The sequence below is a fragment of the Parafrankia sp. Ea1.12 genome (assembly GCF_900465275.1).
In the GTDB taxonomy this organism is placed as follows: Bacteria; Actinomycetota; Actinomycetes; order Frankiales; family Frankiaceae; genus Parafrankia; species Parafrankia soli.
The window spans coordinates 1-20,815 of record NZ_UBIZ01000330.1 but is presented as its reverse complement, the minus strand read 5'-3'; the positions used below and the strand labels follow the sequence as shown (position 1 = coordinate 20,815).

The window sequence follows — 20,815 nt, the reverse complement described above, 5'->3', positions numbered from 1 at the left end:
AATTCCTTCCGCTTGGCCGTACCGGGGTGCCGGCGGTCTCGTACGGTTACCGCGCCCCCCAGACGTTCAGCAACCGTTCCGGCATCCGCCCGACAGCGCCTGCCCGACAGCACTTGCCCGACAGCGCCTGCCCGACCACGTCCATCCGATGGCGTCCATCAGACCGGACGTCACGCTCTCCCCACGAGTATCCATTGGCGAGGCGGAGTGGTCGGGGTAGGATAAGCCACCCTGCCAGGCATGGATTATCGGCTGTGTGTCAAATTCCGAGGCCCTGGCTGTTGGCGACCCTGGCTGTCGACGGGCGGTGGCTGTCGACCGGCCGCCGATGCTTGCTTTATGTCAAGAAAGACCGGCGGAATCAGAGGAATCAGTTTGAAAGCATCCTGATGAATGCATCCCGCCTGCGCCCGCTGAACCGGGCTGCCCCGGTGGGAGTGCTCTCAACGGGGGGGTGCACATTCTGTCAACGGGTTCCAAGCCGCTGGCCGCCAGCAGGCGGCAGCTCCCGTGAACCCGGCCATCCATCTTCTGGAGCTGGCTGCAGATGCATCAGAGCATCATCGAGGACGAGGCAAGGCCGGACGGCCCCGCACAGAATTCGCGTGGCGCGGGCCGCCGGGTGGGGCGGCGTGACCGGCGCAGGCGTGACCGCGTGGTTCGAACCGCCAGACGCAAGATCCTGCTATCCGCCCTCTGTCTCCTTGTCGTGGTCGGCGGGACGACCGGCGTGATCCTGCACTCCGCGCTCGGGGGCGACGACGCGGGTGGGAAGCCCATCCAGCTGGCCGACACCGAGCCGCGATACCAGACCGGTGTGAACTTCCTCCCGAACCCTGGCTTCGAGAACACGGTGGCGGGCTGGTCGGCCGGGCCGTCCGAGAGCGCTCGCCTGTCCCCGACGGTGCCCGGCCGCAGTGGGTCCGGCGCGGCGGTCGTCACGGCCAGGGCCCGGGTACCCGCCATCACCCTGACCGACACTCCGGACGCCGTGACCTGGACCGGCGGCAGGCTGACCTATCTCGGCGCCGTCTGGGTGCGCACGACCGCCCCGGGCACCCGCGTCCAGCTGAAGCTGACCGAGCTCGACGGTGCCCGCACGGCCGCGCGCGCCCTGACCAACGTCACCCTGAACGATGCCACCTGGCGAAAGGTCGAGGTCTCCCTGCGGGCGACCGCCACGGGCCACCGGCTGGACTTCGCGGTCGTCGCCGACCGGCTTCCCGCCGGCCAGTTCCTCTACGCGGACGATGCGTCCCTTCTCATCGGGAGGCCGTCATCGCCGGCCCCGACGGGGCCGGCGGCGACCACAGGCGGCCAGCCGAGCGCGTCCCCGCCGGTGAGCGGCAGCCCGCGGCCTGGCACGAGCGCGACTCCCAGCGCGCCGACGAGTGAGCAACCGCGCCCGAGCACGGCACCGCCCGCACCGGGTGGGTCGGGTATCACGCCGATCCCGGCCGGCATGCCCAACGCGAGCACCACTGGCGTCCGGGCGGGGACGTCGCTGACCCTCCTCTCCGGTGACCAGCGCATCACCCGCGCGGGAACGGTGATCGAGAACAGGGATGTGCGCGGGTGCATCCGAGTGGAGGCCGACAACGTCGTCATCCGGAACTCCCGGGTCTCCTGCCGGTCGTCGGGTTCCGCGGTGATCAAGAACCTCGGCCAGAACCTGCTGGTCGAGGACGTCACCATCGACGGGCAGGGCGCCTCGAACTCCGGTATGTCGACCGCCGACTTCACCGCCCGCCGGGTGAACATCTCGAACACGATCGACGGCTTTTTCATTAACGACAACATCCTCATCGAGAACTCGTACGTTCATCACCTCGCCCAGACCCCGTCCAGCCACAACGACGCGGTACAGACCACCGGCGGCAGCAACATCGTGCTGCGCCACAACACCCTGATTCCCATCAACGAGACGACCGGCGAGTCGAGTAACGCCGGCTACATGTTCGGGCAGAACATCGGGCCGATCTCGCGGGTTGTCTTCGACGGAAACTTCATCAACGGCGGCGGCTTCACCCTCAACGGTGCCGGTGACGTGACCTTCGTGAACAACCGGTTCGGCCGCAACTGCCTGTACGGGATCAAGTCGTTCAAGGGCAGCCAGGTGAAGTTCGACCAGTCCAACATCTGGGCCGACACCGGCCGTCCGGTGAACGACGACCCCAAATGCTGAGGTGATCAGGGGGCCGTCGGGCGCTCCGAGCCCGACGGCCCCCTGATCCACCACTCGTACGGATCCGTGGGTCCCGGTCGCGACCAGGACCCACGGACAGCTGCGTCTGGCCGCCGCTTGGCGCGGAGACTCGCCTCAGCGAATCTCAGAGAACGAGGAGCGTTCGGTCGCCTTCGACCAGGGCCGCGACCAGTGACTTCACGTCCGCGAACTCGTGGTGCGGGAAGACGTGGGACAGGTATCGGGTGGGGCTGTCCCGATGGATCTGCACGTGGTTCAGCTGCCGCCCGTCGACGGTGACGACGAGATCATTGGAGCTCTCGGCGATCCGTACTGCTCGCCCGCCGATCCTGAGGTCCTTGATCTGGCCCGACCGGAAGGACCGGAGGGAATCCGCGGTGGCGGCCTCCACCTCGGTCGGCCGTGTGGCGACGAACCCGGTGGCAGCCAGCACACCCGCGACTCCGGCGCTGCTCAGTATCCGCCGGCGCGACATCTCGGTCATGTCTTTCCCCTACTCGTAGCTGTAGCCGAGTGCGGTGATGTCCAGCAACGAGGCGGGCGTGACTCCCGACGTGGCAAGACCCAGCAGCGCGTCGTTCAGGTTGTGGCCCGTCGGCCCGCCGGTGACCGGGAGGTAGTCGGTGGCGTGCCCGGACGCCTGCCACACCGACCAGATCCGGTCGACGTTCGAGTGATGCAGCCAGAAGATCGGGTCGTTCGGGGACGTGCTGACGCCCATGTCGCCGCCGACCCACCGATGCACCCGGCCGTGCATTCTCGCCTGGGTGGACGACTCGCCGGCGTGTCGGAGGAAGCCCTCTATCCGGTTACGGAAACTCGGACTCGTGCTCTGGGAGTCGATCCAGGGGGAGCGGTCGTACTGTGACTCGGTGAGGCAGTCGGTGACGTCCGCCTGTGTCGGCAGGGTTGTCGCGCCGGTGTCCACCGCGAACTTCCGGATGAGTCCAGCCCTTGAACGGGGGACGAGCTGACCCGTCGAGCTGTTCAGGATGATCGCCTGCCAGCTGACGAACGGCCCGTCCTGTACATACCAGCCGTTGCTCTGCAGACCGTTCCCGCCGAAGTAGTCCGCCGTCCAGATCAGCGCCTGTTTCGGGTCAGGTAACGCGGCGTCGGCCTCCCACGGCCAGTAAGGGATTCCGAAATCGGGCAGGACCGCACCGAGCGCGGATTCGAACTCGAGGAGTGACTGGCGGTGCCAGGGCAGGAACGACGGTCCCTTGTGTGCGGCGTTCCGTACGGTCTGTGACGTCGGTGTGAAAGTCATCATTGCGGTGTGATGCCGTGTCACGAACTGGTCGTAGACACCTGACTGCTTCAGGGTGTTCAGTGCGTCGGTGAACGCTTGGACCTCGGCCAGACTGAGTGCGTAGATACTTCGACGAACAGGCATGTAACCTTCCCCCCTCGCCGACGCGCCCGGTAGGCGCGTCGACGCATTCCTGTGAACGACTCGACGCTGCGACCTGCGATGGCCCCTCGGGGCCGGGCCGGTCGATGTCGGATATCCGACGCCGGCCGATTGGTTCCTGGAAGCCGCTGCCGCTGTCCGCGCCACCGACCCGGCGGCGGTGTTCCTGGCGTGGACTTCCCCTGCGCCCACACGCATCCCTGGCTGCCGTCCACCTTCCTGATCCCCCGCCGGTCCGTGGCGGCCGGGGGCAGGGCAACTCTCTGCCGGTCGACCGGATGTAACGGACCGGCATCGGATTGTTGAATGATGGAGATGTTGCGACCTTCATGCTTTGAACCCTGTCTGCGCGAGAGCCCCACCAGTTTAAGCACACACCGGAGGGCGTAGCTGCAAATCGGCTTGAATTCTTGCCGGAAACCGTCCAGGCGCTCTCCGTGTTCACGCCGCTACATGATGGTGGGGGCTGGCGAATGGGTGCCGCGGCCGATCTTCTTTCGTGGCAGTCGATTCGGCTCGGCGGGCGCCGGGCCAGCTGCTGGAGATGCGGCCGTGGCGCCACTTTCGGATTCCTGGCGTCTAGCAAACAAATTCTGACGACAAGCAAACAATCGGCATCCGATGATGCTCTCGGGCCGTCGGAGCCGGCGCGGCCGCGCCGGCTCCCCTCGGTGGCCGCGTAGCCGCTCCGGGCGGATCTTCCGCCGAGGTAGTACCGTTCGACGAGATGGGGCGAGGACATCCAAGAATTCCCGTATCTCGGTGTCCCCATCCCGTTATGCTCGACCCTGCTCACTATCAGGGCTATAATTGGGGGAAAGCCATGAAGGTGGAGGTTTCGTCCGTGCCGGGCGATCTGGTCTCCATCGGTGTGCGTGGCCTGAGGGGAGTGGAAGAGGCGTACTTCCGTTCCTCGGACGTCGAGCTTGCCGAGACGGCGAACGCCGGCCTGACCACTGCGCTGACAATCGCCATGCGGCGCGGCGTGACTCTGGAGTGCGCGGGGCCGATCAGCGAGGTGCTGGCCGCCAGGGTGGACGACTACCAGGCACTGATGTCGCGGTGGTATCCCACCCTCGAGCCGGTACAGGTGCTGACCGGGACCGCCCGCTCGGCCCGGCCGGCGGCGGCCGAGACCTTCTGCTTCTTCTCCGGCGGGGTCGACAGCTTCTACACGCTCCTACGCAACATCGACAGGGTCGACGCGGTCGTCTACGTGCACGGATTCGACGTCGGTCTGGAGGACGTCGAACTGCGACGAGTCGTCTCCGACAGCCTGCGTCGGACGGTGGAGAGCCTCGGCAAGGAGCTGATCGAGCTCGAGACCGACCTGCGCGCGCTGTCGGATCCGCACGTCAGCTGGCCCGCCTACGTCTCGTCCGGGCTCGCCACCGTCGCGCACCTGCTGTCCCGGCGGTTCGGTCGTGCGCTGGTCGCCGGGACTCTCGCCTACCACGAGCTGCAGCCGCTCGCCTCACACCCGCTCACCGATCCGTTGCTGTCCAGCGACCAGATCGCGATCGAGCACGACGGATGTGACGCCACCCGCCAGGAGAAGGTCGCCTTCATCGCGAGGCACCCGGTCGTCCGGCAGAACCTGAGGGTCTGCTGGGAGAACCCGGGCGGCGACTTCAACTGCGGCAGGTGCGAGAAGTGCCTGCGCACGATGCTCGCCCTGGAGTCCCTCGGCGTGCTCGGCGAGTTCACCTGCTTCCCGTCCGGTCTTGATCCGGATGTCGTGCGGCGGGTTGACCTCCCCGGCCGAGGCCCCCGGCACTGGGCGGTCGTGAACCTGCGTGAACTTCGCCGGGCGAACCGTGACCCCGTGCTCGTCAGGGCGCTTGCCGAGGCGATCGCGAGGTCCGACGCACGGCGGGTGCACCGGCTTGTGCGGCGGCGGGCCCTGCGCGGCCGGGCCGCGACGACCTGACGCGGTGCTGTACCGACCGGACCATCCGAGGATTACGGGACGCTGGGGGACGCGAGTAATGACGGAGGCCGCGACAGGGGTTTCGTACGCCTCGACGGCAGCGGTCGCATCCACTGCCCGCCTGATCGAGAGCCTGTCGACGCGGGCCACGGCCGCCGTCGCCGACCTGCTGCCGCCGGGGACGACCGACGTGGCGCTCCTCGACTTCCCGTACCACCGCAACAGTGGTGACTCGGCCATCTGGCTCGGCGTACGCCAGATTCTCCGACAGCTGGGAGTAAGGGTCGCCTACGTCGCGGACACCGCGCGCTACCGGCCGGACCGGTTACGGGAGGCACTGCCGGAGGGGCCTGTCCTGTTACTCGGCGGGGGGAATTTCGGTGACCTCTGGCCGGGGCATCAGGAGCTCCGGGTCCGGGTCCTGCGTGACTTCCCGGACCGTACCGTGATCCAACTTCCGCAGAGTATTTCCTTCCGTAGCCGGACGGCGCTTTCCGAGGCCCAGCGCGTGACCGCGGCCCACCCACATTTCACTCTCATGGTCCGTGAACGGCGCAGTCTTTCGTTCGCCACCGAGAACTTCGATGTGCCGCTCGTGTTCGCGCCGGACTCGGCCCTGGCCAACGGCCCGCTGAGACCGCCGCGGCCGGTACGTCCCGACGGCGTGCTGTGTCTTGCCCGCGATGACGTTGAGGGCACCGGAGCCATCGCGGGCGTGGCCGGCCCCGGCATACGTCGGGCCGACTGGGGAATGCGTGGCCTGCCCGCGGCGCGGTGGAGGGCGGCGAAGGCGCTGCCGAAACTCGAGCGGCATGCCCTGGGCCGGCATCCAGATGCGCACCGGGCGGCCCGCCCCGCGCTGCACGCGGCCTATGAAACAATGGCGAAGATAAGCGTGGGAACGGCGACGAGCCTCCTGTGCACCGCACGTTACGTGGTGACCGACCGGTTGCACGCGCACATTCTCTGCCTGCTTCTCGGCATCCCCCACTCGGTGTTTGACAACAGCTACGGAAAGGTCAGTGGGACCTTCGAGGCGTGGACCTCGGACAGCGACCTCGTGCACTGGGCGACCAGCGCGGACGAGGCCCTGGAGAGGTGCCGGGAGTTCGCGCCGTGACCGCCCCACCGCGACACGGCGTCGGTGCTCGTGCCGACACCGCCGCTCGTGCCGAGATGGCCGCTCGTGCCGACACCGCCGACACGAACCGTGAGCCACGGCCGGTCGTGGATGTGCTCCTGAGTCGGGGCCTCGACCCCTACGACTGGGAACGTCGACATGCCCGGGGCGAGGTCCCGGACGTCTGGCCGTACGGGCTGAACAGGCTTGCCGACCACGGGTTTCGGACCAGCGGGTCGCTGCCGGCCGTGAGCCACCGGGCGCCGGGCGCGAGAGCCACCCGCGCGCTGGGGGGCTTCGAGTGGCGGGAGGTCGCCGCGCGTCGGATCGACGCGGCGGCGGAGGCGGTGCTGTGCTGGGACGAACGGGCCGGGGTACCGGCTGCCTCGATGGAGCGGTGGCGGGGCGGCAGACCGGTCGCCACCGGCGTCATCTGGCTGACCGACCCGGTGGGCCGGCCGCGGGGGGCACTGGCGCTGGCGCCCCGCGCGCTGCGTTCGGCCCAGCTGGTCTGGGCGCTGTCGAGCGCCCAGCTCCCGGTGCTCCGGGACGTCCTGAAGGTCGCCGAACGCAGACTCGCCCATCTGCCCTTCGGCATCGACGCGGACTTCTTCCGGCCGGCCGAAACCGATCCGGTACCCGGCCTGGTGGTCAGCGTCGGAAACGACCGGCACCGGGACCACGATACGCTTCTCGCCGCCATCGCGGACGCGGCTGGAAAAGTCACCGGGCTGCGCCTGGAACTGGTTACCGGCCGAGAGGTGACGATTCCCGCAAGGCTCGGGAAGCGGCATCCAAGAATGAGCCACATCGATCTTGTTGATCTCTACGCTCGCGCCTCCGCGGTGGTGGTTACACTGCGGCCGAACCTACATGTCAGCGGCGTCAGTGTCGTTCTCGAGGCCATGGCCTCGGGCCGCCCGGTCGTGGTCACCGAAACCCCGGGAATGTCCGACTACGTCGATCACGGGCGGACAGGACTGCTTGTTCCGCCGGGTGATTCCGGCGCCCTCGCCGCGGAGCTGGCGGGGCTCCTGCTCGACCCCGACCGGGCCGCGGCAATGGGGCGGGCCGGCCGCCAGGCGGTCGAGACGACGTTCAACACCGGCGCGCAGGCGGGCCGGTTGGCCGGTCTGTTGCGAGGGATGTGATCTGCCGCGGGCCGGGCGAGAAGGCGCCGGTGGCGCGTGACGGCGCTGTCCAGGCGAAGTACGGGAGGAACAAGGACCCGCTGGGTCTGACGACGTGCCGAAAAGGCGATCAGAGTATCTGCCGTCGGTGAGCGCCGGCGGCGTGGGAGGGGAGGGAATGCTCAGATGGATATATGGCAGATCGTGCGCATCACCATTCGGCGCTGGTATGTGTTCCTGGCGGTTGTGGCAGTGGGGATCGCAACCGCCCTGGTCACCACTTCGGGAGTGAAGCCGCAGTACTCCGCGGCCATGGACGCCTTCGTCAACGCCCCGCCGAGCCGCGCGAGTGCGCCGACCGGCAGCGTGGAGAACTCCGGCGGCGTCGGCTTCGCCGGCTCGCTCGAGGAACGCGCCATGGACGCCGACGCGTCCCGCGCGCAGATCCACAAGATGGGCCTTCTCCCCACCTACAAGGTCAGCTGGACCAGGGCGAAGCTGGTGCTGTCGGTGAGCGTGACGGGCCCGACGCCCGACCTGGCCCGTCGCACCGTCGAGGAGGTCGTCGCGATGGCGAACCGACACCTCGTCGCGCACCAGGCCAGCACCGGTGTCACCGCTCCGGGCGCGCAGTACTCGATCATGCCGGCGGCCGAGGGAGCCAACCTCTCACCCGCCCAGTACCCGGGTCGTTCCCGCCAGCGGATCGTCATCGGCGTCGTCGCGCTCGCGGCGGCGGTGGGCCTCGCGGTGGCGCTGGACGGCTTCGTCGCCGCCCGCCGTCGCGCCGCGGCCGGTGGAACCGGCCGGCCCGACAGCTTGCCGGACGCCGGATCACCGCGGAGCCCGCTGACTCGGGAGCCGGATCCGCTGGGAGATCCACTGGCCTCGCCGCGCCGAGGCGGGGACACACCGGGCAGGGACACACCGGAGTACGAGACCGCGGCGGTCAATGAGGACACGGTGACCATTCGGACGGGCAACCGACTCGGGGCGGGGCCCGTCCCGCCGGACCTCGACCGAAGCGGCCGCCCGCGGTGACGATGCCCGGACGGGCGGCGCTCCGGACGGTGGCGGCGCTCCCGATCGCCAGGTGGCGGCCGGACGCGGTGAGCGTGCTGACACTCCTCGGCGTGCTGCTGTTCGTCATCCCGGCGCGCAACACCCTGCAGTCGCTCGGCGCGGCGGGCCGGCCGATGTTCCTGCTCGGCCTGGTGCTGGCCGGCGCCTGGCTGTGCACCTGGCTGCATCCCGGCCTGGTCCGCCGTGGCCGCCAGCCGGTCCGGGGCCTGTTGCTCATCTATCTGGGTGCGCTGCTCGCCGCCTATGTGGCCGGTCAGCGCCGCGGGCTCGACGGCGTGGAGGCCCGTGCCTCGGACCGGTCGATCCTGGCCGTCCTGGCGCTCGTCGGCATCGCGCTCGCGGCAGCCGACGGAATTCCCTCGCGGGCCCGGCTCGAGGTCCTGATCTCGCGCATCATGTGCTTCGGGGCCGTGATGGCGCTGTTCGGAATCGTCCAGTACCTGACGCACGAGGACTACAGCAGGTACCTGCGGCTTCCCGGGTTCGTGATGTGGTCCCCGGCGCTCGAGTCCGTCTCACGAGGGGGCGGCACCTCCCGGGTCGCCGGCACGGCGTCGCACTACATCGAGTTCGGTGTGGTCGTCGCCATGGTCGTCCCGCTGGCGCTGTACCGGACTTCTCACGCTGTCACCAAGGGTGCCCGGCAGCGTGCCGCCGGGGCGCTGGTGCTGACCGCGGCGGCCGCCCCCCTCTCCGTCTCCCGGACGGCGATCATCGGGCTTGGCTGCGTGCTGCTGGTCCAGAGCGTCGTGTGGAGCTGGCGGCGGCGCTTCAACGTGTTCGTCTGGCTGGTGATCGGGGTCGGCGCGTTCGGTGCCGCCGTGCCCGGCGTGCTCGGCACGCTGCGCAGTCTGTTCCTGAACTACAAGACTGATCCCAGCTATCAGGGACGGATCGCGGACTACGCGGTCGCGCAGGCCTACATCAGCGAGCGGCCGTGGTTCGGGCGCGGGCCGGGCACCTTCATCCCGGCGAAGTACTTCTTCCTCGACAACCAGTACCTCGGGACCATCCTCACCTCCGGATACGTGGGTCTGGCCGCGCTCGTCATCGTCATGCTCGGCGGGATCACGATGGCGTTCGGGGTGGCCCGGCGCGCCGCCGACGCGGCGACCCGAGAACTGGCCCAGGCCCTCGCCGCGATGCTCGTCGCCGTCGCGGCGGCCTCGTACAGCTTCGACTCACTGTCGTTCCCGGCCTTCGCCGGCCTGTTCTACCTGACGCTGGGTGTCACCGGCGCGTTGTGGCGACTCGAACAGCGGCCCGTGCCCACACCGGCCGGCCCTGCCGCGGCGGCACCCGTCCAGTGGCGGGACCCGCGCGGTGACCAGCCAAGCGTGGCGGAGCTCGTCCCGGCGGCCCGGCAGCCCGCCGGTATCGCGTGAACCAGCGCCGCGAGGGCCGGCCGCGGGTACGCCGGCCCTCGCGGGTGCCGGTCTCACGTCGCTTCGCCGGCCCTCGCTGACGTCGCCCTAGCGTGGCCTTCGATCGGCGGGGCCGGCCGGGCCGCGGGCCGCTGCTGCCGCTCCGGATCGCCGCCAAGAGCGAAGTCCAGCAGCTCCACATGACGGGCTGACCAGCTGTTCGCCGCGACGAACCGGTGGCGTTCCGCTTCGGTCACCTCCGGCCAGCCGCGGACCTCCCTGAACGCGGCCACCGGATCGTCGCCCGGCGCCAGCAGCCTGACCCGCGGTCCCATGCCCCGGACCGGTGTCAGGTCGCTCGCCAGGACGGGCCGCCCCGCCGCCAGGTACTCGTACAGCTTGATCGGATCCATCGCCTCCGTCAGTGAGGTCACCCGGTGCGGTAGCAGGCACACGTCCGCCGCGGCGATCAGCCCGGTGACGGCCGGCCGGGGGAGATGGCCTGGCAGGACCACCGAGGGCAACGCCCGCAGCGGGGCGGCGTGTCGCTCGTCCTTGACGGGCCCGGCGAGTATCACCGTGCTCTCCGTCGCCAGCCGGGCGACCATGTCGACGTCGAGCCGGTCGTCGACGGTGCCCGCGTAGACGCACCACGGCCGGGGCAGGCCCGTGGTCAGCGCGGGCGCCGGCGGCAGCCGCTCCCACTCGGCGGGATCGACGCCGTTGTGGACGACCAGTGAGCCTCCGGTGGGAGCGAGCCGTCGGCGCAGCGACTCCGACACCGCGACCACCGGCCGCCGCCGGCGGCGGATCTCGGCGTAGGCATCCTGGAACGCCGGGTGCCAGCGTTCCAGCGGGGGGTAGGTCGCCCAGTCGTCACGGGCGAAGTAGACGACCGAGTCGGCCCATTCCAGCTCGGCGAGCCCGGCCAGCAGCGGGTACGTCGTGACGACCACGGGCCGCTCGCAGCGGGCCTGCTCCGCGGCCCGTCGCAGCACCCGGTCGTAGCGCCGGTAGGTGTGGCGCAGCATCGCGGGCGAGACCGGGTCCTCGCGACGCCAGCGGCGCGCGGACACGACGTAGCGGTCCGGCCTGCTCGTCGGTGGAATGGCCACCACCGGGTCGCCCTTCGCCAACGCTGTCACCCGGCTGCGGAACGGCTCGGCGACGAGCAGCCGTCGCACCCGCGGCGACTGCATCAGGGTGAGCAGGACGCGGTCCGGCGGCCGCATGTAGGAGCGGATCGCCATGTCCCGCAGCGTCTCCCTGGACAGGGTGAACACGACGTCGCGCGCGGGGGCGGAGCGGGGTTCGGGCTCGGGCATGGGTCGGTTCCTCCGTCGAGATCAACGAGACCGCCGGTGTGACCGTCGGCGTCGGGCGCCGTGCTCGGCCGCCGCCGCGAGCGGCCACTGATCCTGGGGCGGGACGGATCCGGGAGCCGGGCTGTCGGACGGCCCCCGACCCGGCGCCGTCCCGCGCTTTCCGCGCAGCACGCCGCGCAGTTGGCGCCGGCAGGTCGGCATGGCCGACACGACAGCCACATACGCCGCCACGCCGGCCGTCCCGGCGGTGACGAGCTCGGCGATCGGGGGCAGGTCCACCACCGCCCGCACCCCGGCGGTCACCGCGGCGAGCACCGCGCTGGCGAGGACGGCCGGCGCGATCGAGGTCGCGACATCCGACAGCCTGACCGGGGTGTCGCGGGTGGCGCTGGCAAGCATCGGGATGGCGGTCACCACCGAGGCGATGCTGACGGCCCAGGCGACGCCCACCGGCCCCCAGGGCAACCCCAGGAAGAACGAGGCCACGGTGAGCGGACGGGTCACCGCGGCGACCTTGAGCATCTTGTCGGCCCGGTTCCGCGAGACCCACAGCCAGGTCGCCGTCGAGCTGATCGCCTGGGCGAATCCGGCGATCGCCAGCACTCTGAAGATCGGCACGACCCCGCTCCACGGCGCGCCCAGCAGGCCGGTGACGAACACGTCTGCGAGCAGCGCCATCAGCACGACCAGCGGAAGAGCGAGCAGTGCCACGGTGAACACGGCGGCGCGGTAGTAGTCGCGGAACCGGTCCGGCTGGTCGTGGAGCCTGGACAGGGTGGGGATCGCGACCATGTTGACCGGCTGGTTGACCTGCTGCAGCGGGAGCAGGAGCAGCGCGTACGCACGGGAGTAGAGGCCGAGGGCCGCCGGCCCGGCGAACCGGCCCACCAGGACGTTGTCGGCGTTGCGGCTGACGTACCCGAGCAGGCCGGAGCCGGCGACGCTGCCGCCGAAGCGCAGCATCGGCGCGAGGCCGTCCGCGCGGGCCGGTCGGCTCGGCCGCCAGTCGCAGGCCGTCCAGACGAGAACCGCCCGGGCGAGGGCCGCCGAGGTCGGCATGAGCGCCAGCGACCAGTAGCCGGCCCCCAGCGACGCGAGAGTGATGGCCACGACGATGCTGGTGGTCCGGCCGATCATGTCGCGGGCCGCGACGGAGCCGAACTTCATCTGCCGTTGGAGCAGCGCCTGGTGCTGTACGAGGGCGCCGGTGATCAGGTATGACGGCGCGACGACGAGGGTGATTCCGACGAGCTCGTCGTGCCCGTAGAACAGGGCGATCAGCGGGCTGGCCGCGGCCAGCGCCACCGCGAGGCTGAGCCCGACCACGACGTTGACCCAGAACAGCGCGCTGACCTGACTGTGAGTGATCGTCTTGCGCTGGATGACGGCCTGGGAGAGCCCGAGGTCCGTCAGCTGGTCGGCGAGAGCCGAGATCGCCAGCACCATCCCGACGAGGCCGTAGGCGTCCGGCGACAGCAGCCGGGCCAGAATAATCGTTGAGCCGAATTGGGTGAACAATCGCCAGAGTTGGGCGCCGGCCGTCGCCGCCACACCTCTCCGGGACCGCCCGGCAAGGCCCTGGTTCAGTTCCGAGGTGTCGAACCAGCGCCCTTGCTTTCCGTCTAAGAATGCTTGTCGGCGAGCAGATCGCGAGGCCGGCTCGGTGCGGGATTTCACCACAAACGATCAAGCTTTCCGCTAAAACGCATGGTCAGGGCACTGTACCCTGATGCGTTGACCGGCCTGACCGCCCGGTTCATCTCGAGTTCCCCAAAGGGCCGGACGGATCGAACAACATCTGTTCTAGTATGTCGTCAGTGGGTGACCTGTCCAGCAGCGGCGCTCACCGCGGGTTCACTTGGTCAATCTGGGGGAGCGGTGACGTTGAGTAATCGCGTGCTGATCATAGTGCAGAACCTGCCGGTACCGCTCGACCGACGGGTCTGGCTGGAATGTCAGGCCCTGGTGAGTGCCGGTTACGAGGTGCGGGTCATATGCCCCAAGGGGCCGGGTGACCCGGACTGTGAGCTGCTCGACGACGTGTACCTCTACAAGTACGAGCCGTACGTCGCAACGTCCGGCGTATTCTCATATATGAAAGAGTTTTTTGTCTGCTGGATGCGCACCGCCCGGCTGGCGCGCCGGGTCTACCGGGAACGCGGCTTCGACGTTATCCAGGTGTGCAATCCGCCGGACACCTACGCGTTGCTCGCGTTATTCTATCGGCGGCGCGGTGTGCGCCTCGTGTACGACCAGCACGACCTCTGCCCGGAGGTCTACCAGTCCCGTTTCGAGCGCCCGTCGCGGATTCTGCTCGCCTTCCTTTTCGCGCTCGAGCGCATCACCTACGGGCTGTCGCACCACGTCATCTCCACCAATGACTCCTACCGTGAGATCGCGATCCGCCGTGGCGGCCGGACCAGGCAGGACACGACGGTCGTGCGCAGCGGCCCGGACACCGATCGGATGCGGCCCGGCGCAGTCCACCCGGAACTGCGGAAAGGCCGCGAGTTCCTGCTCTGCTATCTCGGGGTGATGGGCCCGCAGGACGGAGTGGACAACGCGCTGCGTGCCCTCGACATCCTCGTCCACCAGCGCGGCCGCACCGACGTCCACATGGCCCTGCTCGGTTTCGGCGACTGCTATGACGATCTGTGCGCGCTCGCCACGGAGCTGGATCTTGACGACCACGTGACCTTCACCGGTCGCGCGGACCACGAGATGATCGACAAATACCTCTCGACCGCCGACCTGGCGGTCGGACCGGACCCGATGAACCCGCTCAACAACGTGTCGACCATGAACAAGACCATGGAATACATGGCCTACGGCCTGCCCGTGGTCACGTTCGATCTCGTCGAGACCAGGGTCACCGCCGCGGACATCGCGGAATACGTCGAACCCGGCGACATCGACGGGTTCGCCGCCGCGATCGAGCGGCTGCTCGATGACCCGGAGCGGCGGGCCGACCTGTCCAAGCGGGGCCGGCAGCGCGCGGTAGAGGTACTGGACTGGAGCCTGCAGGTCCCCGGCTACGTGGATGTCTTCGACCGCATCACCGGGCGGGAGCGCCCGGCCGGCGAGCGGGTCCGCCCGAGGCCGGTTGACTGCGCCGTCCCGGCGCCACGCCGCCGCGAGCAGGCCGGCTCCCACACACCGGCGGCGGCACCTGGCGGCGACCACGAGGGCGACGAGCTCAGATCGGCGACGGGGTGACGGCACCGCTCTCCGCGGGCTCCGCCCCGGCGCCGCACGGCGTCGGTGATGTCCCAGCCAGCGTCGTCCTGGCCAGCGTCGTCGTGCCGGCGCACAACGAGGAGTCCGTCATCGGACGGTGCCTCGCGGCGCTCAGCGTCGGGCTGCCCACCGGAGCACTCGACGTGATCGTGGTGTGCAACGGATGCACGGACGGCACAGCCGCGGCCGCCCGTGCCCGTGGCGTCCGGGTGATCGAGACGGATCGGGCGAACAAGGCGGCCGCCCTGAACACCGGGGACGCGGCGGCCATGGCCTTCCCGCGCTTCTACGTCGACGCCGACGTGGAGGTCGCCGGAGCGGCGCTGCTCGAGGTCGCCGACGTCCTGCGCACGGGTGCGGCGCTCGCCGCGGCGCCCGCGCTGCGTCCGTGCATGACCGGGGTGGCCCGGCCCGTCCGCGACTACTACCGGATCTGGACGCGCCTGCCCTATGTCGCCGACGGGCACGTGGGCTCCGGGGTCGTCGGTGTCAGCGATGTCGGGCGGAAGCGTTTCACCCGCTTTCCCGAGGCCATCGCCGACGATCTGTACCTCTACCACCAGTTCAGCGCGGAGGAACGGACCACGGTGGACTCCGTCCACTTCACCGTCTATCCCGCGAGGACGGTGCGGGATTTCGTCCGGAGGAAGATCCGGGTGTACGCCGGGAACATCGAACTCCGCGGCCGTGGGCTGGTGCCCGCGGAGAACCGGAACACCGGCAGCGCGTCCTGGCTGTCCGTCGTCGCCGCCGATCGCCGGCTGCTCACCGCCGCCCCCGCCTACCTCACCATCTCGGCGGTGGCGAAGCTGCTGGCCATCCGGAAGGTCCGCCACGGCGACCTCGGTGCCTGGGAGCGTGACGACAGCAGCAGGCGCCTTCTTGAGGAGACGACGTGACCAGGGTTCTCGGCTTTCTTCGTTCCCTGCTCGACGCCCGCGCCCTGCTGCACTCACTGCGGATCCTCCACTTCTACAACTACTCGCATGTCCAGCAGGTTCGCCGGATGACGATCGAACGGGGTGTCCGCCTGGCGCCGAACGTCTCCGTCCGGAACGGGGAGCGGGTGGAGATACGGGCGTTCGCCCACATCGGTGAGCGGGTTTCGCTGTGGGCCGGTGACCGCACTGGCCGGATCGAGATCGGCGAGCACTCCCTGATCGGCCCGGGCACGTTTCTCACGGCCGCGAACTACGAGACGCTGCCGGACATCGTCATCGACAGCCAGCCGAAGCGGGAGGCGGACATCGTCATCGGCAACGACGTGTGGGTCGGCGCCAACTCGGTGGTTCTTCCGGGCGTGACGATAGGCGACAGCACGATTGTCGGCGCCGGTTCTGTCGTCACGAAGTCGTTGCCCGCCGGAGCGTTGGCCGCGGGTGTTCCGGCGAAGGTCATCGGGAAGCGCGGGGAGTCGACCCGTTCCGGTCGTGCAGCCCAGGCGGACCGGCCTGAGCAGAACGGCCGTGCCGGTGTGGACGGCACCGGGCGGCGCCCCGGCTCCCACCCGGCGGGTGAGCAGTGACCGTCGAGGTGTCCGTGCTGGTCGTGTCCTACAACACCGCCGAGCTGACGGTCCGGTGCCTGGAGTCCGTCCTGGCTGAGCCGGCCGGGGTCGAGATTGAGATCATCGTCGTCGACAACGCCTCGACGGACGGCTCCCCGGACGCCATTCGGGACGCGTTCCCGGCGGTGCGGCTGATCGAGTCGGCGACGAACCTCGGGTTCGGCCGCGCGGTCAACCTGGCGGCCTCCCACGCCGACGGGGACTATCTGCTCCTGCTGAACCCCGACGCCGTCGTCCTCGATCGGGCGGTCGCCGAGATCCTCACCTTCGCCCGCCGGAACCCGGCCTGCGGGCTCTACGGCGGGCGGACGCTGCGGCCGGACGGATCGGTCGACCCGAGCTCCTGCTGGGGGGCACCCAGCCTGTGGAGCCTGGCGTGCTTCGGGGTCGGCCTGTCGACGATGTTCCACGGATCGAGGATCTTCGATCCGGAGTCGCTCGGGCGCTGGCAGCGCGACAGCGTCCGCGAGGTCGGTGTCGTCACCGGATGCCTGCTGCTGGTCAGCCGCGGCCTCTTCGAACGGCTGGGCGGGTTCGACCCCCGGTTCTTCATGTACGGGGAGGACACCGACCTGTCGATGCGGGCGCGGGCCGCCGGCTACCGCCCCACGATCGTCCCGACCGCGGCGATCGTGCACCACGTCGGGGCCTCGTCCTCGAACTGGGCGGCCAAGCACGTGCTCGTCCTCCGCGGGAAGACCACGCTGGCGAGGAAGCACTGGACGGGGTGGCGGCAGCGGCTCTGCCTGGCGATGATCGTTCTTGGGGTGGCGCTGCGGGCCCTGGCCGATCTGGGGTCGGGGCTGGCCCGTGGGCGGCCGCGGGCGCGTGCGAGCGACTGGCGCGCGCTCTGGCGTCGGCGGCGGGACTGGTGGCCCGGCTACCCCCCGTACACCGAGCCCACGGGCGGCGTCCCCAGCCAGTCGCGCGTCCCGCCCGAGCCCGCATCCGGCACGTGTCACCCGTCCCGACATCTGACGAGGCCATGAGCAGTTCGCTACCCGAGCGGTCCCTCGACCTGTGGCGCAGGGCCCGCAGCCGGGCCTTCACCCGGTTCCTGGCCGGGTCGTTCGGGGCGCTCGGCCCGCGTACCGACATCGAGCCGCCGTTCCGGCTCTACGGCGCCCGCTGGATGTCGATCGGCGCCGGCGTCCATGTGGGCCCCGGCTCGTGGTTCCAGGTGATCGATGGGGACGGCGAGCCGGCGGCGCCGGTGATTCGAATCGGCGCGGGCTCGTCGTTCGTCGGGTGGTGCACGTTGTCGGCCGTCCGCGGCATCACGATCGGGGACAGAGCGATGTTCGCGCGTGGCGTCTACGTGGCCGATCATGACCACGCCTACCGGGCGGCCGGCGTCGCGATCCGGGACCAGGGCCACACCGGCGTCGCCCCGGTGGCGATCGGCGACGGCGCCTGGCTGGGCCAGAACTGTGTGGTCACAGCGGGCTCGACGATCGGCCGCGGCGCCGTCGTCGGCGCGAACAGCGTCGTGAAGGGGGTCGTGCCCGACTTCAGTCTCGCGGTAGGGGCGCCCGCCCGGGTCGTCCGGAGCTGGGCGCCGCACGGCGTCCCGAGCCGGCCGTGAGGCTGGGTCGCCGGTCAGCCCGGCGGCCCGGCGGCCCGGCCAGTCTGTGCTCGGTCAGCTCGGGTCCGTGTCCCCGCGGCCGGCGACCTCGGCCGGCGCGATCTCCACCGGGCTCACGTCGGCCAGCGCCGGGTGGTGCTGGTCCCGATCGGATATCACGGCCTCACGCAACGGGACGGGCCACTGCACACCGAGGACCGGGTCGGCAAGATTCACGAAGACGTAGCTGTCGTACCGGTCGGCACTCCAGTGCTCGTTGACGCTGTACAGATAGTAGGTGTCGTCCTCGATCGTCTGATAGGAGTTCGCGACCCCCTGAGGCAGGAAGACGGCTCGGTTCCGGTCGAGTTCGACGGTGACGACGGTTCCGAAGCTCTTCCCTGCTCGCAGGTCGACATAGGCGCAGAAGACGCGGCCCTTCACCACCGATATGTACTTGTCCCAGGGCTCGGCATGAAAGCCCCGTGTCACGCCTAGCTTTTTGTTGTAGGAAAGGCTGTTCTGGACGACCCGGAAGCTCGCGGGAATCCCTGCGTCAACGAGCTTGGCGTGGTGGAACTTCTCCTGGAACCAGCCGCGCTCATCCTCGATGGACGTAACATCGAACACAAAAAGGCCCGGAATCTCGGTCTCGGAGCCGGTGAACTGCGTGGTAGTCAGGACGGCCACGGAAGATCTCCCTCTTGCGCCCGGTACCCGGGCAGCCGGAGAACCTGATGGGTTTTCTCGGCGGCCGAGCACTCCGATACACGGAAGTGTGGACGGCATGAATCGGCGGTCGATGTCGGACCGGCGCCGGCGGTGGCCCGGCCGCCGGTGCCGGCGGTGCCCGGCTCGGCCTGATGGACGGCGCGGCGGGCGGCGGGAGCTGGGCGGCAAGGGATGGGATGAGGAGGCACCGCGCCACTGCGCATGACCGCGGACCCGGTAGTCGCCGAGGTCGGTTGAGCGAAACCTCGGCGGCCGACATCCGCGTGCTGAACTATATCAGCACCTTACTCACTCCGTCGTGGTCCTTCGGTGCGTGTGGCAGGTGGCTTAGATCTCTTCTGGGGTGCGATGTCGACCATGGGATGAAGTGTCGGCTGCTCACGGGTAAACCCGGTTCACTCGGCCCCTCCACCCGAAGGGGGTGGTGCTCTGAGAATGTCTGCCGTGGCCGCCTGGGCGAGGGTGCGGTGATGTCTGGTCAGGCCGGTCACCGAACCGCCCGACAGCGTTCGCCGCCGGCCGGCGGGCCGGCTTGGAGCCCGGCCGCCCGCATGGCCCTGGCGAGCCGGGTGCGGGGTGCGAAGCCGGCTCTCATAGGCCCACCAGAATGCGGGATGGACGCCCGCGGTATTTGCGTGCGCCGCGCCCGGCTGATTTCCGGGGCACCGTCACGCGACGTCGGCTGACTTCTTCCGGCCGGCCGCGTCGGCCGCGCCGGGCGATTCACCGCGGGGGGTGGTCGGGGAACGTGAAGCAGAGCACGTCTCGACCGGTCCGCGGCCACAGGTACGCCGTCTACAGTCACGAGTGTGATCACAGACGCACAGCAGGCGCGGCCGCGGTGGCGGCGTGCGCTGCGCTCCGGGGTGCTCGGTGCGGCGCTTCTGATCGCCGTGCTGAACGTGCGAATGATCGTCTTCCCGAGGATCGACAAGCCGCGTCCCGTGGACGCGATCTTCATGCTCGGGGGTCCGGGCGAACGGCGGGACAAGGCCGTCGAGCTGGCCAGGTCCGGCATCGCCCCGGTTCTGGTGGTCTCGATGCCCGGCACCTGGCGGTGCCCCGACGCGGCCGAGGTCGGCCGGGACATCCAGGTCATCTGCTTCTGGCCGGACCCGGTGACCACCCAGGGCGAGGCTCGCGAGGCCGGCCGCCTGGCCAGGATCCACGGCTGGCGCTCGATCCTGTTCGTCACGGACCGCTCCCAGGACAGCCGGGCCAGGCTGCGCATCGAGCGCTGCTACGACGGTGAGGTCCTGGTGGACGCCGTCGGGACCCCCCGACGGCAGTGGCCGTACCTGATCGCCTACCAGACCGCGGCGACCGTCAAGGCGCTGGTCTGGCAGCGCGGCTGCTGATCGACAGGCGGGCCGGCAGCGGTCAGCCGAGATCAGCGGCCAGGTCGGCAGCGGTCAGCAGTCCCGCTGGACGATCAGCGCCTTGCCCATCGCGGCCCACTCGTAGGCGATCATGTACGGCCACATGCTCTTTGCCGGCGCGACCGGGCTCATGAGCACCTGCCCCGAGTAGCAGCGCCCCAGCCGCAGCCGCGCGCGGGTCGTCTGGCTGGTCGAGGTGATCACGAGCACCGACTTCCAGTCGTACCGGGCGGCCGCGGCGGCCACCCAGCGTGACTCGCCCTGGGTGGTCACCGGATCCGGGGCGAAGCAGATCACCTCGACGTTCGGGATGGCCGGGGGGCACGGGTCGTCCGCCGTGGGCACCGAGACTGCCAGCGTCGGCGCGTACCCGGCCACGGCCAGGCTCACCGCGTGCTCGAGGCGGCCCGGGCTGCCGGCGAACATCACGATGGCGTCGACCGGGGCGGGGGAGTCCCGCCGGGGATGGACGAACAGCCGGAAGGTCGCGCCGAGGAACATGACGCTCACGACCCCGAGGACCCCGAGCACAGTGATGCGCCGCCGCCCGCGGTCCCGGGCGCGGCCCGCCGGCGGCTGCCCGGGACCTGCCGGTGGTCGCTCGCGGCCCGCCGATGGCCGTCCGCGGGCCCCCCAGGGGTCCTCGCCCGTCCACGGGGGACGTGCTGGTGGTGCCGACATCGCCGCGCCCCGGAGGGGCCTTCCGGCGGGCTGTCGGGCCCGGATGCCGACGCCGGCCGTCCGGCCGGCTGGCCGGGCTGAGG

The 20,815-nt window shown here is 70.0% G+C and carries 18 protein-coding genes; 12 read left to right on the top strand and 6 right to left on the bottom strand.

Annotation, left to right across the window (positions count from 1 at the left end; genetic code table 11):
• The first annotated feature begins 655 nt into the window (after nt 1-655).
• Nucleotides 656-2,185, top strand: coding sequence for a carbohydrate-binding protein (locus FMEAI12_RS18205; protein ID WP_235014157.1), 1,530 nt, complete (start codon nt 656-658; stop codon nt 2,183-2,185).
• A gap of 145 nt (nt 2,186-2,330) precedes the next feature.
• Here the strand turns inward: FMEAI12_RS18205 and FMEAI12_RS18200 are convergent, their stop codons facing one another.
• Nucleotides 2,331-2,690: a hypothetical protein gene (locus FMEAI12_RS18200; RefSeq protein ID WP_071059130.1), complete on the bottom strand. Its 360-nt coding sequence runs from the start codon at nt 2,688-2,690 to the stop codon at nt 2,331-2,333.
• Between the two features lie 9 nt (nt 2,691-2,699).
• Complete coding sequence (locus tag FMEAI12_RS18195; protein WP_112106961.1) at nt 2,700-3,602, bottom strand: tyrosinase family protein; 903 nt, start codon at nt 3,600-3,602, stop codon at nt 2,700-2,702.
• Nucleotides 3,603-4,464: 862 nt separating this feature from the next.
• On the opposite strand from FMEAI12_RS18195, the gene FMEAI12_RS18190 reads away from it, so the two are divergent.
• From FMEAI12_RS18190 to FMEAI12_RS18170, 5 genes are all read left to right on the top strand, one after another.
• Nucleotides 4,465-5,550 carry a hypothetical protein gene (locus tag FMEAI12_RS18190; protein ID WP_235014156.1) on the top strand — a complete coding sequence of 362 codons (1,086 nt, stop codon included), beginning with the start codon at nt 4,465-4,467 and terminating at the stop codon, nt 5,548-5,550.
• A 58-nt stretch (nt 5,551-5,608) separates the two neighbouring features.
• Nucleotides 5,609-6,670: a polysaccharide pyruvyl transferase family protein gene (locus tag FMEAI12_RS18185; RefSeq protein ID WP_071059136.1), complete on the top strand. Its 1,062-nt coding sequence runs from the start codon at nt 5,609-5,611 to the stop codon at nt 6,668-6,670.
• Nucleotides 6,667-7,821: a glycosyltransferase family 4 protein gene (locus tag FMEAI12_RS18180; RefSeq protein WP_112106959.1), complete on the top strand. Its 1,155-nt coding sequence runs from the start codon at nt 6,667-6,669 to the stop codon at nt 7,819-7,821. Before FMEAI12_RS18185 ends, FMEAI12_RS18180 begins: the two co-directional genes overlap by 4 nt.
• Nucleotides 7,822-8,004: 183 nt before the next feature.
• Nucleotides 8,005-8,841, top strand: coding sequence for a hypothetical protein (locus tag FMEAI12_RS18175; protein WP_235014155.1), 837 nt, complete (start codon nt 8,005-8,007; stop codon nt 8,839-8,841).
• Between the two features lie 2 nt (nt 8,842-8,843).
• Complete coding sequence (locus FMEAI12_RS18170; RefSeq protein WP_235014154.1) at nt 8,844-10,268, top strand: O-antigen ligase family protein; 1,425 nt, start codon at nt 8,844-8,846, stop codon at nt 10,266-10,268.
• A gap of 53 nt (nt 10,269-10,321) precedes the next feature.
• On the opposite strand, the gene FMEAI12_RS18165 is transcribed toward FMEAI12_RS18170, so the two are convergent.
• Together FMEAI12_RS18165 and FMEAI12_RS18160 are read right to left on the bottom strand one after the other, a co-directional pair.
• The gene (locus tag FMEAI12_RS18165; protein WP_112106956.1) at nt 10,322-11,572 is read right to left on the bottom strand and encodes a glycosyltransferase; all 1,251 of its coding nucleotides are present in this window, start codon (nt 11,570-11,572) and stop codon (nt 10,322-10,324) included.
• 21 nt (nt 11,573-11,593) lie between these two features.
• Nucleotides 11,594-13,123 (bottom strand): lipopolysaccharide biosynthesis protein, encoded by a 1,530-nt coding sequence (locus FMEAI12_RS18160; protein WP_112106955.1) that lies wholly within the window; start codon nt 13,121-13,123, stop codon nt 11,594-11,596.
• A 345-nt stretch (nt 13,124-13,468) separates the two neighbouring features.
• Here FMEAI12_RS18160 and FMEAI12_RS18155 point away from each other — a divergent pair, with 345 nt between their 5' ends.
• From FMEAI12_RS18155 to FMEAI12_RS18135, 5 genes are read left to right on the top strand one after another with little or no spacing between them, the layout of a single operon-like run.
• Nucleotides 13,469-14,788, top strand: a complete 1,320-nt coding sequence (locus FMEAI12_RS18155; RefSeq protein ID WP_235014153.1) for a glycosyltransferase family 4 protein — start codon at nt 13,469-13,471, stop codon at nt 14,786-14,788.
• Entirely contained in the window at nt 14,785-15,708 is a 924-nt protein-coding gene (locus FMEAI12_RS18150) for a glycosyltransferase (RefSeq protein WP_112106954.1), read from the top strand. The genes FMEAI12_RS18155 and FMEAI12_RS18150 overlap by 4 nt, the downstream gene beginning before the upstream one ends.
• Complete coding sequence (locus FMEAI12_RS18145; protein WP_112106953.1) at nt 15,705-16,334, top strand: DapH/DapD/GlmU-related protein; 630 nt, start codon at nt 15,705-15,707, stop codon at nt 16,332-16,334. The genes FMEAI12_RS18150 and FMEAI12_RS18145 overlap by 4 nt, the downstream gene beginning before the upstream one ends.
• Nucleotides 16,331-17,365: a glycosyltransferase family 2 protein gene (locus FMEAI12_RS18140; protein WP_071059155.1), complete on the top strand. Its 1,035-nt coding sequence runs from the start codon at nt 16,331-16,333 to the stop codon at nt 17,363-17,365. Before FMEAI12_RS18145 ends, FMEAI12_RS18140 begins: the two co-directional genes overlap by 4 nt.
• Nucleotides 17,362-17,961: a DapH/DapD/GlmU-related protein gene (locus FMEAI12_RS18135; RefSeq protein WP_071059157.1), complete on the top strand. Its 600-nt coding sequence runs from the start codon at nt 17,362-17,364 to the stop codon at nt 17,959-17,961. Before FMEAI12_RS18140 ends, FMEAI12_RS18135 begins: the two co-directional genes overlap by 4 nt.
• Nucleotides 17,962-18,015: 54 nt before the next feature.
• Here the strand turns inward: FMEAI12_RS18135 and FMEAI12_RS18130 are convergent, their stop codons facing one another.
• Nucleotides 18,016-18,630, bottom strand: coding sequence for a dTDP-4-dehydrorhamnose 3,5-epimerase family protein (locus tag FMEAI12_RS18130; RefSeq protein WP_112106952.1), 615 nt, complete (start codon nt 18,628-18,630; stop codon nt 18,016-18,018).
• Between the two features lie 851 nt (nt 18,631-19,481).
• Here FMEAI12_RS18130 and FMEAI12_RS18125 point away from each other — a divergent pair.
• The gene (locus tag FMEAI12_RS18125) at nt 19,482-20,030 is read left to right on the top strand and encodes a YdcF family protein (RefSeq protein ID WP_112106951.1); all 549 of its coding nucleotides are present in this window, start codon (nt 19,482-19,484) and stop codon (nt 20,028-20,030) included.
• A gap of 54 nt (nt 20,031-20,084) precedes the next feature.
• Here the strand turns inward: FMEAI12_RS18125 and FMEAI12_RS18120 are convergent, their stop codons facing one another.
• Nucleotides 20,085-20,732 (bottom strand): YdcF family protein, encoded by a 648-nt coding sequence (locus FMEAI12_RS18120; RefSeq protein ID WP_112106950.1) that lies wholly within the window; start codon nt 20,730-20,732, stop codon nt 20,085-20,087.
• Between the last annotated feature and the right edge of the window lie 83 nt (nt 20,733-20,815).